This is a genomic window from Actinoplanes sp. NPDC089786 (assembly GCF_040684855.1).
GTDB lineage: Bacteria > Actinomycetota > Actinomycetes > Mycobacteriales > Micromonosporaceae > Actinoplanes.
Genome location: NZ_JBFBGU010000001.1, coordinates 1,193,405 through 1,207,820 on the forward strand (window position 1 = coordinate 1,193,405; position 14,416 = coordinate 1,207,820).

The 14,416-nt window shown below is 71.1% G+C and carries 16 protein-coding genes; 11 read left to right on the forward strand and 5 right to left on the reverse strand.

The window, feature by feature from the left end; genetic code table 11:
* The first annotated feature begins 71 nt into the window (after positions 1-71).
* The 3 genes from AB0O15_RS05805 (at position 72) to AB0O15_RS05815 (ending at position 1,551) form a co-directional block, all read left to right on the forward strand.
* The gene (locus AB0O15_RS05805) at positions 72-845 is read left to right on the forward strand and encodes a sigma-70 family RNA polymerase sigma factor (protein ID WP_364317084.1); all 774 of its coding nucleotides are present in this window, start codon (positions 72-74) and stop codon (positions 843-845) included.
* Between the two features lie 5 nt (positions 846-850).
* Entirely contained in the window at positions 851-1,108 is a 258-nt protein-coding gene (gene rsrA / locus AB0O15_RS05810; protein ID WP_364317087.1) for a mycothiol system anti-sigma-R factor, read from the forward strand.
* A 224-nt stretch (positions 1,109-1,332) separates the two neighbouring features.
* Positions 1,333-1,551: a biotin/lipoyl-binding carrier protein gene (locus tag AB0O15_RS05815; protein WP_364314523.1), complete on the forward strand. Its 219-nt coding sequence runs from the start codon at positions 1,333-1,335 to the stop codon at positions 1,549-1,551.
* 4 nt (positions 1,552-1,555) lie between these two features.
* On the opposite strand, the gene AB0O15_RS05820 is transcribed toward AB0O15_RS05815, so the two are convergent.
* Entirely contained in the window at positions 1,556-3,160 is a 1,605-nt protein-coding gene (locus AB0O15_RS05820; protein ID WP_364314526.1) for a tetratricopeptide repeat protein, read from the reverse strand.
* Between the two features lie 222 nt (positions 3,161-3,382).
* On the opposite strand from AB0O15_RS05820, the gene AB0O15_RS05825 reads away from it, so the two are divergent.
* The 6 genes from AB0O15_RS05825 (at position 3,383) to AB0O15_RS05850 (ending at position 10,512) form a co-directional block, all read left to right on the forward strand.
* Positions 3,383-4,417 (forward strand): SIS domain-containing protein, encoded by a 1,035-nt coding sequence (locus AB0O15_RS05825; RefSeq protein WP_364317089.1) that lies wholly within the window; start codon positions 3,383-3,385, stop codon positions 4,415-4,417.
* 26 nt (positions 4,418-4,443) lie between these two features.
* Complete coding sequence (locus AB0O15_RS05830; RefSeq protein ID WP_364314528.1) at positions 4,444-5,973, forward strand: histidine kinase N-terminal domain-containing protein; 1,530 nt, start codon at positions 4,444-4,446, stop codon at positions 5,971-5,973.
* 296 nt (positions 5,974-6,269) lie between these two features.
* On the forward strand, positions 6,270-7,964 hold the full coding sequence (locus AB0O15_RS05835) for a nitrite/sulfite reductase (RefSeq protein ID WP_364314531.1): 1,695 nt from the start codon (positions 6,270-6,272) through the stop codon (positions 7,962-7,964).
* Between the two features lie 151 nt (positions 7,965-8,115).
* Entirely contained in the window at positions 8,116-8,853 is a 738-nt protein-coding gene (locus AB0O15_RS05840) for a phosphoadenylyl-sulfate reductase (RefSeq protein ID WP_364314534.1), read from the forward strand.
* Positions 8,835-9,587, forward strand: a complete 753-nt coding sequence (locus AB0O15_RS05845; RefSeq protein WP_364314536.1) for a CbiX/SirB N-terminal domain-containing protein — start codon at positions 8,835-8,837, stop codon at positions 9,585-9,587. The genes AB0O15_RS05840 and AB0O15_RS05845 overlap by 19 nt, the downstream gene beginning before the upstream one ends.
* 10 nt (positions 9,588-9,597) lie before the next feature.
* Complete coding sequence (locus AB0O15_RS05850) at positions 9,598-10,512, forward strand: LLM class flavin-dependent oxidoreductase (RefSeq protein ID WP_364314539.1); 915 nt, start codon at positions 9,598-9,600, stop codon at positions 10,510-10,512.
* Here the strand turns inward: AB0O15_RS05850 and AB0O15_RS05855 are convergent.
* The 3 genes from AB0O15_RS05855 to AB0O15_RS05865 all read right to left on the reverse strand — a co-directional run bounded on the left by AB0O15_RS05855 (position 10,509) and on the right by AB0O15_RS05865 (position 12,727).
* Positions 10,509-10,889, reverse strand: a complete 381-nt coding sequence (locus tag AB0O15_RS05855) for a MerR family transcriptional regulator (protein WP_364314542.1) — start codon at positions 10,887-10,889, stop codon at positions 10,509-10,511. The two genes, AB0O15_RS05850 and AB0O15_RS05855, sit on opposite strands and share 4 nt — an antisense overlap.
* Positions 10,890-11,093: 204 nt before the next feature.
* Entirely contained in the window at positions 11,094-11,348 is a 255-nt protein-coding gene (locus tag AB0O15_RS05860; protein WP_364314545.1) for a WhiB family transcriptional regulator, read from the reverse strand.
* A gap of 428 nt (positions 11,349-11,776) precedes the next feature.
* Positions 11,777-12,727 carry a diacylglycerol kinase family protein gene (locus tag AB0O15_RS05865; RefSeq protein ID WP_364314548.1) on the reverse strand — a complete coding sequence of 317 codons (951 nt, stop codon included), beginning with the start codon at positions 12,725-12,727 and terminating at the stop codon, positions 11,777-11,779.
* A 52-nt stretch (positions 12,728-12,779) separates the two neighbouring features.
* On the opposite strand from AB0O15_RS05865, the gene AB0O15_RS05870 reads away from it, so the two are divergent.
* Positions 12,780-13,169, forward strand: coding sequence for a hypothetical protein (locus AB0O15_RS05870; RefSeq protein ID WP_364314551.1), 390 nt, complete (start codon positions 12,780-12,782; stop codon positions 13,167-13,169).
* A 70-nt stretch (positions 13,170-13,239) separates the two neighbouring features.
* On the forward strand, positions 13,240-13,926 hold the full coding sequence (locus AB0O15_RS05875; RefSeq protein WP_364314554.1) for a FadR/GntR family transcriptional regulator: 687 nt from the start codon (positions 13,240-13,242) through the stop codon (positions 13,924-13,926).
* Between the two features lie 2 nt (positions 13,927-13,928).
* Here AB0O15_RS05875 and AB0O15_RS05880 read toward each other — a convergent pair whose 3' ends face one another.
* Positions 13,929-14,342 carry an ATP-binding protein gene (locus AB0O15_RS05880; protein ID WP_364314556.1) on the reverse strand — a complete coding sequence of 138 codons (414 nt, stop codon included), beginning with the start codon at positions 14,340-14,342 and terminating at the stop codon, positions 13,929-13,931.
* Positions 14,343-14,416: the final 74 nt, after the last annotated feature.

The window sequence follows — 14,416 nt, forward strand, 5'->3', positions numbered from 1 at the left end:
CCGACCGGTGTCCCGCCGTTACACCACCCGGACGACCCTACGTCGGAAGAGGTGGAAGAGTGCCAGCCGGAATGGTGGAACTCGATCGGGACGGCCGGGAAGTGAACCGGGTGCGTAATCTTCTGAGATCCCCGGAGTGGCCGGCCGCGGAGCAGACGGTGAGCGTCAGCACACCCGCGGTTTTCGAGCCGGTTCCCGGGGCACTAGCCGTATCCTCGGCGCAGCGGTCGAGGGGAGAGGAACGCGTGGCCCAGAGAGAACGTACTGACGAGCGCCGCACCCGCTTCGAGCGGGACGCGCTGCCGTTCGTTGACCAGCTCTACGCCGCCGGCCTGCGGATGACCCGCAACCCGGCCGACGCGGAAGACCTGGTGCAGGAGACGTTCCTGAAGGCATATGCGGCATTCCACCAGTTCGAAGAGGGCACGAACCTCAAGGCGTGGCTGTACCGCATTCTGACCAACACCTACATCAACTCGTACCGGAAGAAGCAGCGCCAGCCCGTGCAGGCGCCGACCGAGGAGATCACCGACTGGCAGCTCGCGTCGAGCGAGTCGCACACGTCGGTGGGTCTGCGCTCGGCCGAGACCGAGGCGCTCGACCGCCTTCCGGACAGCGACATCAAGGAAGCGCTGCAGGCGCTGCCGGAAGACTTCCGGCTCGCCGTCTACCTCGCCGACGTCGAGGGGTTCTCCTACAAGGAGATCGCCGACATCATGGGTACGCCGATCGGCACGGTCATGTCCCGTTTGCACCGTGGCCGGCGTAGCCTTCGCAGGCTGTTGGAGAACTACGCCGTGGACCGGGGTATCACCCGGACCGCGACGGAACCCCAGGAGGCGTGAGCGGGATGGGCGACGAGGAGAAGAAGGCCGACTGCGGCACCGTTCTCTCCGAGGTGTATCTCTACCTCGACCTGGAGTGCAGCGAGACCCGGCGGACTCTGATCAAGCAGCACATCGACGACTGCACCGACTGCTTCCACGAGTACGACATCGAGTACGAGGTGAAGGCCCTGGTCGGCCGGTGCTGCGGCGAGGAGACCGCCCCGGCCGAGCTGCGCGCCCGCCTCCGCGCGAAGCTGCTGGAAGTGTCGAAGGAAGTCTGAGGCGATACCGAAGAAGCGAGCCCGGTCCGATCGGACCGGGCTCGCTTCTGTGTCTAGCTGTTCGGACGCTTGCCGTGGTTGGCGCTGCTCTTCTTACGAGCCTTCTTCTTGCGTGCCTTCTTAGCCATAAGTGACTCCTCTCGACGCGACGATGGTAGTCGCCCCGTTCGCTCAGATCATGATGGGATACTCACCGACGGTTGGGTCGGACGAAGGGGAGTGCCATGGCTGAGGAAGTCCGCGCCGAGATGGTGGCGAACGTGTGGAAGGTCGTGGCCGCCACCGGGGACACCGTCGCCGAGGGTGACACGCTGGTGATCCTCGAGTCGATGAAGATGGAGATCCCGGTTCTGGCCGAGTCCGACGGCACGGTTTCCCAGCTCGCGGTGAACGAGGGCGACGTGGTGCAGGAGGGCGACCTGATCGCCGTCATCGACGGCTAGGTCGCTAGCGGGTCAGCCAGCGCAGCAGCAGGCGGCGGTCCCGCTTCGGCTTGCGGGAACGCTGACGGGGGATGCGCGGGCGGCTGCGCTCCTCTTCGGCGCGGGCCACGGCGGTGGCCAGCTCGCGGGTGTCGTCGCGCAGGTCGGGCGTGGCGAGCGCGAGCCGCGCGACCGACCAGGCGATCGGCGGCCGGTTCTTGCGGGCCGGCCCGGCCAGGTTCATCAGGCGGCCGGTGACCAGGCCGGTCACATCGGTCCGGGCGGCGGGATCGACCCAGGCGTACGCGATCAGCGCGAACATCGCCGCCTCGGTGATCGCGTCGGCGCCGCCCACGGCCAGTTCGACCAGCCGGCGGCGGCGCACGGAGGTCATCCAGGGCTCGTCGGTGTCGTGATGGAGCAGCCCGAGGCAGGCCCAGACCCGGGACGCGCGGCGCTCGTCCTCGGTGCTGCCGGGCGGGTCGGTGAGCAGGGCCATGAGCTGCTCGGGCGGGACCAGCACCAGGCCCAGCGCGGCGTCGTAGGCGGCCGGCGGGTGGGGCCAGGTGACCCGGGCGATGCGCAGCAGCCGTTCCACCGACACGGCGGTCGCCGGCTCGGTCGACGGTGGCCGGCGGCGCGGGTCGTCGTCGCCGCGGGCGGCCTCGGGCACCCCGCCCAGCCACGGCGTGTTCACGCAGCACTCGGCCAGGTCGGTGTGCTCGTGGGTGTCGTCGGGGTGGTCGGCGGCGAAATCGGCCAGGGCGACCAGGTGGCTGAGCTTGCCGTCGGCGCGGAACCGCAGCCGGTGGGCAGTGTGCACGGCGCAGTCGAAGTCGGGGTCCTTGGCCAGCGCGCGCTCGACCCAGGCCAGGGCGTCCTCCATGCGGCCGGCGTCGGCCAGGGTGGCGGCGATGTCGGCGTACACCGACAGGTCTTCGGGGTCGTGGGTGACGGCCCGGCGCAGCGCCGCCAGGGCCTCACCGACGCGGCCCGCGCTGCGATAGGCGTAGCCGAGCCAGATCTCGGCGAGCTTGGACGGCCTGGCCCGCGCGCCGCGCTGGGCCCACTCGACGGCGGTCTCGGGTTCGCCGACCCGGCGGGCCAGCGCCGACCCGGCGCCCAGCAGCAGCGCGTGTTCGGGGTGGGCGGCGATCGCGTGCCGGAGCACGGTCAGGTAGGGGCGCAGCATCGAGCGGGTGTTCCCGGCGTCGGGGTCGCCGATCGCGGTGCACAGCTGCATGACGTTGCGGGCGAGCAGGCCGGGCTCGACCCGGACGCCGAGCGAGGGCTCGGTGACCCAGGGGACGCCGGCCCAGTCGCGACCGGGGGTGTGTCCGCTCGCGGCGAAGAGCAGCGGGAGGCCGTCTTCCGGGCGGCCGGCGGCGGCCAGCAGGTGGGCGCGGGCCACGACGGTGCCGACGAACGCGTTCTGCTCCAGCGGGAAGAGCTCGAGCGCGCCCCCGGACCGGGCGGCCAGGCGGCTCAGCAGCTCGTGGGTCTCCGGCAGCGTGGGCGCGAGCGCGATGGCCCCGGCCAGGTGGTCGGCGGCATGACGCATCTCACCGCGCTCGATCGCCGCACGCGCCTGCTCGAGGTCGCGGTCGGCGGAACGCCGGGGCTCCTCCATGTCGGTCGTGGGCCTTTCCCTCCGAAGATGTGCCAACGCGTGCAATTTGCGCGCCGCCACGCGCCCGAGCGAAGCCTAGGCGACGATCGTGAATATGTCAGTCCCTGACCGGTGCGCAGAGATGCTCGAAACATTGCGGCCAGATGCTCTTTCGTGCAGGATTGCGCATGGACTGAGCAGGATATGCGCGAGGAGGACGTTGTGGCGGATCTTGGCGCGGGCATGGCCGCGGACATCGCGGAGCAGCCCGAGGGGTACGCACGGCTCCTCGAAGGCGAACACGCGGCGGCGATCGCCGAGGTCGCGAGGCGGGTGGCCGAGCGCCGCCCGAGACACGTCGTCTTCGTCGGCCGGGGCACCTCCGACCACGCCGCGCTGTACGGCGCCTACCTGACCGAGATCCGGCTGGGAATTCCGGTCGGGCTCGCCTCGCCGAGCGCGATCACCCTCTACGGCGCACGGCCCAACTTCTCCGACGCGCTGGTGGTCGGGGTCAGCCAGAGCGGCGGCTCGCCCGACCTGACCGGGGTGCTCAAGGTGGCCCGCGAGAGCGGCGCGCTGACCCTGGCGGTCACCAACAACCCCGATTCGGTGCTGGCCACCACGGCCGAGCTGTCCCTCGACGTGGCGGCCGGCCACGAGCGGGCGGTCGCCGCGACCAAGACCTACACGGCCGAGCTGCTGGCCCTGCTGCTGCTCGTCGAGGGGGTCCGCAACGGCGACGGCACGCTGCCGGCCGAGGAGCGGGCGGCGCTGGGCGAGCTGCCGGGGCTGGCCGAGCAGGTGCTGGCCGACCGGGGCGCCGACGACCTGGCGCAGCGGTACCGGTTCGCGTCGCGGATGGTCACGACCGGGCGGGGGTACGCGTACCCGACCGCCCGCGAGACCGCCCTCAAGCTGATGGAGACGTCGTACCTGCCGGCCCTCGCCTTCTCCGGCGCCGACCTGCTGCACGGGCCGCTCGCGATGACCGACCCGGACGTGCCGGTTCTGGCCGTGGTCGGCGCCGGGCCGGGCGGGCAGGCGATGAGCGACGTGGTGCACCGGCTGGGCGAGCGGCGGGCCGACGTGGTCACCATCGGGCCGGCGGACGCCATCGGCGCCTCCGGGCGGCTGGCCGTGCCCCCGGTCGACGAGCGGTACGCGCCGCTGCTCGACATCCTGCCGCTGCAGCGCCTGGCCATGGCCCTGGCGCTGGCCCGCGGCGGCGACCCGGACGCCCCGCGCGGCCTCAAGAAGGTCACCACAACGCTCTAGAAACAACGGCGTGGCAGGCTTACCGGGTGTCCACCCTGCGTGATCTGGCCGAGGAGCACACCGGCCTGGGCCCGGCCGACATCGATCAGCTGCACCGGCTGGCCGGCGACTGGCAGCTGCTGTCCGACCTGTCCTTCGCCGACCTGCTGCTGTGGGTGCCGGTGCGGCCGGACGGCGGGCCGCGCTCGTTCCTCTGCGTGGCTCAGGTGCGGCCGGTCACGGCGCCGACCGCCTATCAGGACGACCAGGTCGGCAAGATCGTCGGCGGGCCCGAGGTCGCCCACCTGGACGTGGCGTTCGCGCAGGGGCGGATCTGGCGGGAGGGCGACCCGGTCTGGTACGGCGACACCCCGGCCCGGCACGAGGCGATCCCGGTACGCCGGCACGAACCGCCCGCCCCGGACACGTACCCCGAGGTGATCGCCGTCATCGGGCGGGACACCAACCTGTCCACCGCGCGTACTCCCAGCCAGCTCGAACTCAACTACCTGACCACGGCCGACGACCTGGCCCAGATGGTCACCGACGGCACGTTCCCGCCGCCGCGGGTGCCCGGCGAGACCACGTCCGCGCCCCGGGTCGGCGACGGCCTGATCCGGCTGGACGCGGCCGGCAAGGTCACCTACGCCAGCCCGAACGCGCAGTCCGCGTACCGCCGCCTGGGTTTCAACGCCCATCTGGTCGGTGAGGAGATGTCGGCGCTGTTCACCCGGCTGGCCGCCGACCCGCTGGAGGGCACCGACGCGGCCGAGCGGATCCTGGCCGCGCTGCGCGGTGAGTCACCACCCCGGCAGGAGGTGGAGGCGCGCGGCGCGACCGTGCTGATGCGGGCGCTGCCGCTGCTGCCGGCCGGGGTGCCGATCGGCGCGCTGGTGCTGGTCCGGGACGTCACCGAGGTACGCCGCCGGGACCGCGCGCTGATGACCAAGGACGCCACCATCCGGGAGATCCACCATCGGGTGAAGAACAACCTGCAGACCGTGGCCGCGCTGCTCCGCCTGCAGGCCCGCCGGGTCGACGTGCCCGAGGCCAAGAACGCGCTGGAGGAATCGGTACGCCGGGTCGCCTCGATCGCGCTGGTCCACGAGACGCTGTCGATGTCCAGCGACGAGGCGGTCGAGTTCGACGGCATCGTGGACCGGGTCGCCACCGCGGCCATGGAGGTCGCGTCGACCGAGGTCTCGGTGAAGATGCGCCGCGAGGGCTCGTTCGGCGTGCTGCCCGCCGAGATCGCCACGTCGCTGGTCATGGTGCTCAACGAACTGCTGATCAACGCGGTCGAGCACGGCTTCAACGACGAGGGCGAGGGCGCGCGGCCCGAGGCCGGCGCCGAGGTGGTGGTCACCGCACATCGGTTCCGCAAGCAGCTGCACGTGACCGTGGCCGACAACGGCCGGGGGCTCCCGGACGACTTCCAGCCGGACGCCGGCGGGCGGCTCGGCCTGCAGATCGTGCGCGCGCTCGCCACCGGTGAGCTGCGCGGAACCATCGAGCTGCGCAACCGGTCCGACAGCGGAACCGAAGCCGTGCTGGTGGTGCCGCTGGGGAAGCGGTGAGTGCCTGTGCCGTGACGCACACTCCCGGAATCTGGACTGCTCTGGCCGAGATTGGTTCGGCGTGGCAGGCTAGGCCGCATGACCGCTGCAGTTGACCGCCGCTTCGTGGCTCGACGCCACGTCGACTACGGCCGCGTCCGCAGCGCCATCTGTCCGGCTTCCTGACGCCCCGACCTTTTTCGTCGGGCGCGAATGACGCGCCGGCCTTCTCCTGACACTGAAGTCACGAGCCTCCCACCTGAGAGTGGCCGTGCAGCGATCCGCCGCGCCCACCACCAGCAGGAGGAACGCCAAGCATGGCGATCGACAGCACCCCGGCACGACCCGCCGCCCGGCCGCGCAAGGCCCGGGGCGAGGGGCAGTGGGCGCTCGGTCACCGCGAGCCGCTGAACCCCAACGAGCGGATCAAGAAGGACGACAACCCGCTCAACGTGCGCGCCCGCATCGAGAACATCTACGCCCACGCCGGGTTCGCCTCGATCGACCCGCAGGACCTGCGGGGCCGGTTCCGCTGGTGGGGCCTCTACACCCAGCGCAAGGCCGGGATCGACGGGGGCCGCACGGCCGTCCTGGAGCCGCACGAGCTCGAGGACGAATACTTCATGCTCCGCGTCCGCATCGACGGCGGCGCGCTGAACCTCGACCAGCTGCGGACCATCGGCGGGATCGCCACCGAGTTCGCCCGCGGGTCGGCCGACGTGACCGACCGCCAGAACATCCAGCTGCACTGGATCCGGGTCGAGGACATGCCGGAGATCTGGCGCCGGCTCGAGGCGGTCGGGCTGCAGACCACCGAGGCCTGCGGCGACTGCCCCCGGGTCGTGCTGGGCAGCCCGGTCGCCGGTGTCTCGGCCGACGAGGTGCTCGACGCGACCCCGGCCATCGACGAGATCCTGCGGCGCTACGTCGGCGACCCGCGATACTCGAACCTGCCGCGCAAGTTCAAGACGTCGATCGGCTGGCTGGCCGACAGCCCGTACGAGTCGAACGACTTCTCGCTGGTCGGCGTGGTCCACCCGCAGCACGGCCCGGGCTTCGACCTGTGGGTCGGCGGCGGGCTGTCGACCAACCCGCGGCTGGCCGAGCGGCTCGGCGTCTGGGTGCCGATGGACGACATCCCGGACGTCTGGGAGGGCGTGGTCGGGATCTTCCGCGACTACGGCTACCGGCGGCTGCGCAACCGGGCCCGGCTGAAGTTCCTGCTCGCCGACTGGGGCGTGGCCAAGTTCCGCGAGGTGCTCGAGAAGGAATACCTGGGCCGGGCGCTGATCGACGGGCCGCCGCCGGAGCTGCCGGCCAAGCCGCTCGACCACATCGGCGTCCACAAGCAGCAGGACGGTCGCAACTACGTGGGCGCGGCGCCGGTCGTGGGCCGGTCGTCCGGCCAACAACTGACCGAGCTGGCCGACCTGGTCGAGGCGGCCGGCTCCGATCGGGTACGCCTCACCGCGTACCAGAAGCTTCTCGTCCTTGACGTGGCCGACGAGAACGTGGAGGGGCTGATCCGCGGGATGCGCCAGATCGGCCTGGAGGCGCGGCCCTCGGCGTGGCGGCGCGGCACCATGGCCTGCACCGGCATCGAGTACTGCAAGCTCGCGATCGTCGAGACCAAGGCCCGCGGCGAGGAACTGGTCGCGCGGCTCGAGGAGCGGCTGGCCGACTTCGACGCGGACATCTCGATCCACATCAACGGCTGCCCCAACGCCTGCGCGCGGACCCAGGTCGCGGACATCGGCCTCAAGGGCCAGCTGGTCATGAACGCGCACGGCGAGCAGGTGGAGGGCTTCCAGGTCCACCTCGGCGGCGGCCTCGGCATGGCGCAGGGCCAGACCGCCGGTTTCGGCCGCAAGGTGCGCGGCCTCAAGACCACGGCCGAAGAGCTTCCCGCGTACGTCGAGAAGCTCGCCCGCCACTACCTGGACGGCCGGTCGTCGAAGGACGAAACCTTCGCCACCTGGGTCGTCCGCGCCGACGAGGGGCTGCTGACATGAGCGACGCGCGATCGGCCCCGCTGTACTGCCCCTACTGCGGGGAAGAGGATCTGCGGCCCAACGAGGCGTCGCACGGCGCGTGGGAGTGCCACTCCTGCGCCCGAGTTTTCACGGTCAAGTTCAACGGGTTGCTATCTAAGGGTGTGAACCGATGACGGTCGTGACCGCCACTTCTCTCGGTCTGGTGTCCCTGGGGGCGCCGGCCGCCCCCTCGCTCGAAGCGATCGCTCTGGAGGCCGCGGCCAAGCTCGAAGGCGCGCCCGCCGAGGAGATCGCCAAGTGGGCGACCGACACCTTCGGCGCGCGCTTCTGTGTGACCAGCTCGATGGCCGACGCCGTGGTGGCGCACCTGTTCTCCCGGGTCTCGCCCGGCGTCGACGTGGTCTTCCTCGACACCGGCCTGCACTTCCCCGAGACGCTGAAGGTGCGTGACACGGTCGCCCGCACGATGAACGTGAACGTGCGGTCGATCCGGCCGCTGCGCACCGTCGGGCAGCAGGACGGCGAGTACGGCCCCCGGCTGTTCGCCCGCAACCCCGACGAGTGCTGCTTCATGCGCAAGGTCGAGCCACTGGAGCGGGCCCTCAGCGACTACGACGCCTGGGCCACCGGGCTGCGCCGGGACGAGTCGCCGACCCGGGCCAACACGCCGGTCGTCACCTTCGACGCCCGCAAGGGCAAGGTGAAGGTCAACCCGATCGCGGCCTGGAACCAGCAGGACGTGGACAGCTACATCTCGCGCTGGGACGTGCCGGTCAACGAGCTGTTCAAGAAGGGGTACGGGTCGATCGGCTGCTGGCCGTGCACCCGCCGCACCAAGGCCGGCGAAGATCCGCGGGCCGGCCGCTGGGCGATGTTCGAGAAGACCGAATGCGGCCTTCACGTCTAGGGCGCCTGCCGTCGAACTCTCCTGTCTCCACGCCGGGGGTCATCCTCGTCGCGCACGGCAGCCGGGATCCGCGGGCGGCGGCGGCGACCACGGCTCTGGCTTCGGCGGTGGCGGCCGCGCACCCCTCGTGGGCGGTGCACGCCTCCTATCTGGACCACGCCGGGCCCCGGCCGCTCGACGTGCTGCGCCGGCTGTCCCGGTCGGGGTGCCGCCAGGCGGTCGTGGTGCCGCTGTTGCTGACCGCGGCCTACCACGGCAAGGTGGACATCCCGGCGGTCCTCGACGAGGCCGCCTCGCTCGATCTGGACGTCGCCCTGACCGACGTCCTCGGACCGGTGTCCGATCTGCTCGTTGATGGTCTGGTCCGGCGGTTGCCGTCGACGGAACTGGACGCGGTAGTGCTGGCGGCGGCGGGAACTCGCGACGCCGCCGCCCGCACGACCGTCGCCGACGCGGCGGACGCCCTGGGCGCCCGGCTCGGCCTCCCGTCCGCCGTGGCGTACGCGTCGGCGGCCCCGCCCACGGCCGGCGAGGCGGTCCGGTCCCTGCCCGGCCGGGTCGGCGTGGCCTCGTACTTCCTGGCCCCCGGCCTGCTCTACGACAAGGCCGTCGAGTCGGCGCTGGAGGCCGGCGCGGTCGCTGTGGCCCCGCCCCTGACCGACGCGCCGGAAGTGGTGTCACTCATCGAAGGCCGCGTCCGAGCGGCCCTCAACGTGGGGCTGCTCGCCGCTTAGGGTTGGTGGCATGACCGTTGGCGTGATGCTGCCCCGCGACCTGCCCGCCTCCTCCGTGCTCGACTATGCGCGGCGGGCCGAGGATCTCGGGTTCGAGTCGTTGTGGGTGGTCGAGGATCTCGGCTTCCGGGGCGGCGTGGCCCAGGCCGGCGCGGTGCTGGCGGTCACCTCGCGGATCACCGTCGGCATCGGCATCCTGCCCGCCGGGGCGCGGAACGCGGCGTTCGCGGCCATGGAGCTGGCGACGCTGGCGCAGCTGTTCCCGGGGCGGCTGATCGCGGGCCTGGGGCACGGGATGCCGGGGTGGATGCGGTCGGTGGGGGCCTGGCCGGGTTCGCCGCTCACGCTTCTGCGGGAGTACGCCGTCGCGGTGCGGACACTGCTGCGGGGCGAGCCCGGGCCGGCCGCGGGACGGTACGTCTCGGTGCCGGACGTGGTGATCGCGGAGAGCCCGTCGGTCGTCCCGCCGGTGGTCCTGGGCGTACGCGGCCCGAAATCGCTCGCCCTGGCCGCTGAGGTGGCCGACGGGGTGCTTCTGGCCGAGCCGGCCACGCCGGCCTACATCGCGGCTTCGGCGACCGGGCCGGCGGTCATCACCTACGACGCGGCCATCGTGGACGGCGACGGCCGGGCGGCGCGGGAGCGGGCCCGGCCGGGACTCGCCTGGGTCGGTGAGCCGGACTGGGCGCCCCACCTCGCGCCGCTGCCGTTCGCGTCGGAGATCGCCGAGTTCCGCGCGCGATGCGCATCGCGCGACGAGTTCGCCGCCACCATGCCGGCCGAGTGGGTGGACGCGCTGGCGCTGGCCGGCACGCCGGACGAGGTGGGCGCGAAGATCGCCGCCCGGCACGCGGCCGGCGCCACCGGCGTGGTGCTGATCCCGGCCGACCCCGGCCGTCTCGACGACCTGGCCCGAGTTCTCTAGGCCGAGGCCTGCTGGCGCTCGGGGATGGCGACGTCGCGGTACCAGGCGATCTTGTTGCGGATGTACTGGCGCTGGTCCTCCAGCTCGGCGATGCGCCGGGTGACCTCCTCGTCGTGCTCCTGGAGGATGCGCATGCGTTCGTCCTCGGTGTCGGCCACCCGGGTCAGCTCGGCGTAGCGCTGCATCCGGGAGATCGGCATGCCGGTGTCGCGGAGGCAGCGGAGCGTGCCCAGCCACTCCACGTCGTTGTCGGTGAAGGCCCGCCGGCCGCCGGCCGTCCGCCCGATGTGGGCGAGCAGCCCGATGCGCTCGTAGTAGCGGAGGGTGTCGATGCTGAAACCGGTTTTCTCGGCCACCTCGCCGGGGGAGTAGGTCATGCTCCCATCTTCCTCTCAGGATCCACTGCGGACGGTGCGCGGATCGAAACTAAACGCTGTCGCGAGCATTTTCGAGATCATTTCGCGAACGTATAGGTGATCGAATTTCTCCGCAGTCGCGCTGTCACGCACAGCAGGGATCCCTAAACAGCAAGCGGCCCCGGAACCGATGGACCCGGGGCGCAAATGCTGTGTAGTTGGGAATCAGGCGGTAGGAGCGCCGACCCGAAGGCCACCGCGACGCTTCACGGCACGCCGTTCGTCCTCGCTCATACCGCCCCAAACGCCGGCGTCCTGACCGGACTCGAGGGCCCAAGCCAGGCACGCCTCGGTCACGGTGCACCGCCGGCAGACGGCCTTGGCCTGCTCGACCTGCAGGAGTGCGGGGCCAGACGTCCCGATCGGGAAGAACAGCTCCGGGTCCTCGTCGCGGCAGATCGCATGGTGACGCCAGTCCATGGCGGCAACACTCCTTGTTTCGGGTGGGTGATAAACAATTGCCGTGCGGTCTTACTCATATGCGTACGCGATTGGCGACCCGACGGACTGCATCCGCCCCATCACCCATGCGTTAGCAAGCTTTGGGTTCGGCTTCCGTTGCTGCGCTTCTTGATTAGGAACGCGCGCGAGCGGTTGCCGGTTACTTCTTATCGCTTGTGAATGCTTTCACGAACTCTCGCGATGTCAAGGGTAGCGCCGGAAGTTTCTCCGAGTGGGTGAGCTGGCCCACAGCCCCTATGTCCGGTTCTGCCCGCTATCCGCAGGACCGGATGACCAACGCCTCCATCAATGTAGTACGGTCCCGGCCCTAAAGCCGAGTGTTCGACCGAATTTTTGTAACGGATCGTGATGATCGCTCGATCTCGTTACTCCCCGGTACCCCGTACTCAGCAGATCACACGCAGGGCATCCGGAACGGACACGAAGTGCACCTTCTGGCGCTCACCCAGGTAGTCACCGTCCAGCTGGAACGGTTGGGGGCGGCTGGACAGCACGGTGAACTCGTCCTGGTCGTGCAGCTTGAGCACCTGCTTGCCATGCGGATCGCCCTTGCGGGAGGCCATCTGCGTCACTGTCCGTATCGTGCTCGGGACATAGAGCTGCCGGGTGGCCAGCACGTCAAGCCCCCGGTCGAAGGATGCGTCCGGGTTGGGGTTGATCGGGCGATCGCCCAGGTATGTCCACGGTGCTGTGTTCTGCACGATGACCATGCTGAGTTCGGGCTGGGTGTCCTCGCCCGGGCGCTCCACCGCCAGGGGCGGCGTCCGGCGGTCCTCGCCGCTGAGGAACTGCGCCACGATGGACCGGACGTAGAGACCGTGCGTCGAGGTGCGGCCGCGGCGGCGGGCCTGCTCGACCCGGCGGACCACGGCGGCGTCCAGGCCCATGCCCGCGCAGAAGGTGAAATAGCGGTCGTCGGCCCGGCCGAGCCCGATGGTGCGGTGCCGGCCGTCGCGCAGCCCGTCGAGGATCACGCTGGTGCCGTCGGCCCAGTCGTGCGGCAGGCCCAGCGCGCGGGCGAAGACGTTGGTCGAGCCGCCCGGGACCACGCCCAGGGCGGGCAGCCGGTAGCAGGACGCGGCATCCGGATCGCCCAGCGCGGGGTCGGCGGTCATCAGCCCGTTCACGACCTCGTTCACGGTGCCGTCCCCGCCGAGCGTGACCACCACATCGACGCCGCTCTCGGCGGCCGCGCGCGCGAGGGCGGTGGCGTGACCCCGGCGCAGGGTGTATTGCACCTCGAGGTCGACCGCGCTGCGCAACGCCCGGACCAGCACGTCGCGGCCGCGTTCACTGGTCGTGGTGGCTTTGGGGTTAACCACCAGTAACGCACGCATGGGCGGCACTGTACATCGCGAGCGCCTACGGGGCTGTCGGTATGGTGCTCCGGTGACCGGTGCCGAATCCGACATTCCCGGGGCGTTGACCTGGGCCACCCGGCTGCTCTATGTGCAGGCGGCCGGACTCGCCGTGCTCACCGCGTACCTCATCGTCGAGCTGGTGACGACCGACGACGTGCAGGTGGGTGTGGCGATCTCCCTGATCGTGCTGGCCGCCCTGGGCGCCGCGGCGATCGTCGTGGTGGCGCGTGCGCTGGGCCGGCGGGCGCGCGGGGCTCGAGGACCGGCCATCGTGGTCCAACTCTTCGTGATCGCCTCGGGCGGCTTTCTGGTACAGACCGGTCCGGCCTGGGCCGGCTGGGCGCTGATCGCCTGGGGGCTGCTGATCGGCGTGCTGATCATCCTGCCGGCGAGCACCCGGGCCCTGGGCGTCGACTGAGCCGGCCAGGTTCCCGAGTTGGCCTGCGCTAAAGGCATCCCAACTGCGGTTTTCGCCTTACCCTGAGCCTGTGACCGGATCAACGGTACGGCCGCCGGCGTACCAGCTCCTGGCCGACGAGCTCCGCAACGAGATCACCTCGGGCCGGCTGCAGCCCGGCGAACGGCTCCCGCCCGAGCCGGAGTTGTGCGTGCGCACCGGGGTGAGCCGCAGCACCGTCCGTGAGGCTCTGCGCCTCCTGGCCAGCCAGCACCTGATCGTGACGACCCGCGGGGTGACCGGCGGCAGCTTCGTCGCCCACCCGGACACCACACAGATCGCCGAGGCGCTGACCACCGGGTTGACGCTGCTCAACAACTCGGCCGAGATCGGCCTGGCCGACCTGCTGGAGCTGCGCCGGGCGCTCGAGGTGCCGGCCGCCGGACTGGCCGCGGCCCGCCGCACCGACCAGCACCTGTGCGAGATCCGCGCGGCGCTGTTCGACCCGGACCTGGACGAGCCGGGCGTGATGCTCCGGGCGCACGGCGACTTCCACGGCGCCGTCGCCAAGGCCACCGCGAACCCGCTCTTCGAACTGGTCACACGGCCGCTCTACCAGGTGTCCTTCGGGACCGAGCTGATCGAGACGGCGCCGCTGGGCTATTGGCAGCGGATCGACGCCGACCACCGGGAACTGCTGGCGATGATCGAGGCGCGCGACCCGGCCGGGGCCACCGAAGCGGCCCGGCGCCACCTTGACTTCCTCGCGTCGCTCTAGGCCTAGTTCTCGGTGCGTCGGGTCAGCAGCCGGATTGTCGCGGTCTGACCGTTGGTCTCGGCCTCGGCCGAGGTGGTGAGCGCGGTCAGCACCTTCCAGGCGAAAGACGACTCGGACGGCAGCCGCGCCCCGCGCACCGTGCTCACCGCCACCTCGACGGTCAGCGCGTCGTCGGTCACCGCGAACCGGCATTCCAGCTCGGCGCCGCGGGTGGCGATCGCCAGCAGCATGGCACAGGCCTCGTCGACCGCGATGCGCAGGTCTTCGATCTCGTCGAGCGCGAAATGGAGCCGCGCGGCCAGACCGGCCGTCGCCGTGCGGAGCACGCCGAGGTAGCCCCCGTCGGCGGGCACCGTGAGCAGCACAACATCGTCGCCGATGGTCGGCTCCTGATGGGCCTGAGTCGCTTGAGTCACCGTTGCCATCCTCCCGATGGACGAGACTCTAGCCGCTGATCGTCCGATGCGGGGAGGCCCACAAAGGTGGGCGC

Excerpts from the sequence above, each read along its gene's own strand:
- AB0O15_RS05805 (WP_364317084.1), top strand. The coding sequence starts at position 72 with ATGGTGGAACTCGATCGGGACGGCCGGGAAGTGAACCGGGTGCGTAAT.
- rsrA (WP_364317087.1), top strand. The coding sequence starts at position 851 with ATGGGCGACGAGGAGAAGAAGGCCGACTGCGGCACCGTTCTCTCCGAG.
- AB0O15_RS05815 (WP_364314523.1), top strand. The coding sequence starts at position 1,333 with ATGGCTGAGGAAGTCCGCGCCGAGATGGTGGCGAACGTGTGGAAGGTC.
- AB0O15_RS05820 (WP_364314526.1), bottom strand. The coding sequence starts at position 3,160 with ATGGAGGAGCCCCGGCGTTCCGCCGACCGCGACCTCGAGCAGGCGCGT.
- AB0O15_RS05825 (WP_364317089.1), top strand. The coding sequence starts at position 3,383 with ATGGCCGCGGACATCGCGGAGCAGCCCGAGGGGTACGCACGGCTCCTC.
- AB0O15_RS05835 (WP_364314531.1), top strand. The coding sequence starts at position 6,270 with ATGGCGATCGACAGCACCCCGGCACGACCCGCCGCCCGGCCGCGCAAG.
- AB0O15_RS05840 (WP_364314534.1), top strand. The coding sequence starts at position 8,116 with ATGACGGTCGTGACCGCCACTTCTCTCGGTCTGGTGTCCCTGGGGGCG.
- AB0O15_RS05845 (WP_364314536.1), top strand. The coding sequence starts at position 8,835 with ATGCGGCCTTCACGTCTAGGGCGCCTGCCGTCGAACTCTCCTGTCTCC.
- AB0O15_RS05850 (WP_364314539.1), top strand. The coding sequence starts at position 9,598 with ATGACCGTTGGCGTGATGCTGCCCCGCGACCTGCCCGCCTCCTCCGTG.
- AB0O15_RS05855 (WP_364314542.1), bottom strand. The coding sequence starts at position 10,889 with ATGACCTACTCCCCCGGCGAGGTGGCCGAGAAAACCGGTTTCAGCATC.
- AB0O15_RS05860 (WP_364314545.1), bottom strand. The coding sequence starts at position 11,348 with ATGGACTGGCGTCACCATGCGATCTGCCGCGACGAGGACCCGGAGCTG.
- AB0O15_RS05865 (WP_364314548.1), bottom strand. The coding sequence starts at position 12,727 with ATGCGTGCGTTACTGGTGGTTAACCCCAAAGCCACCACGACCAGTGAA.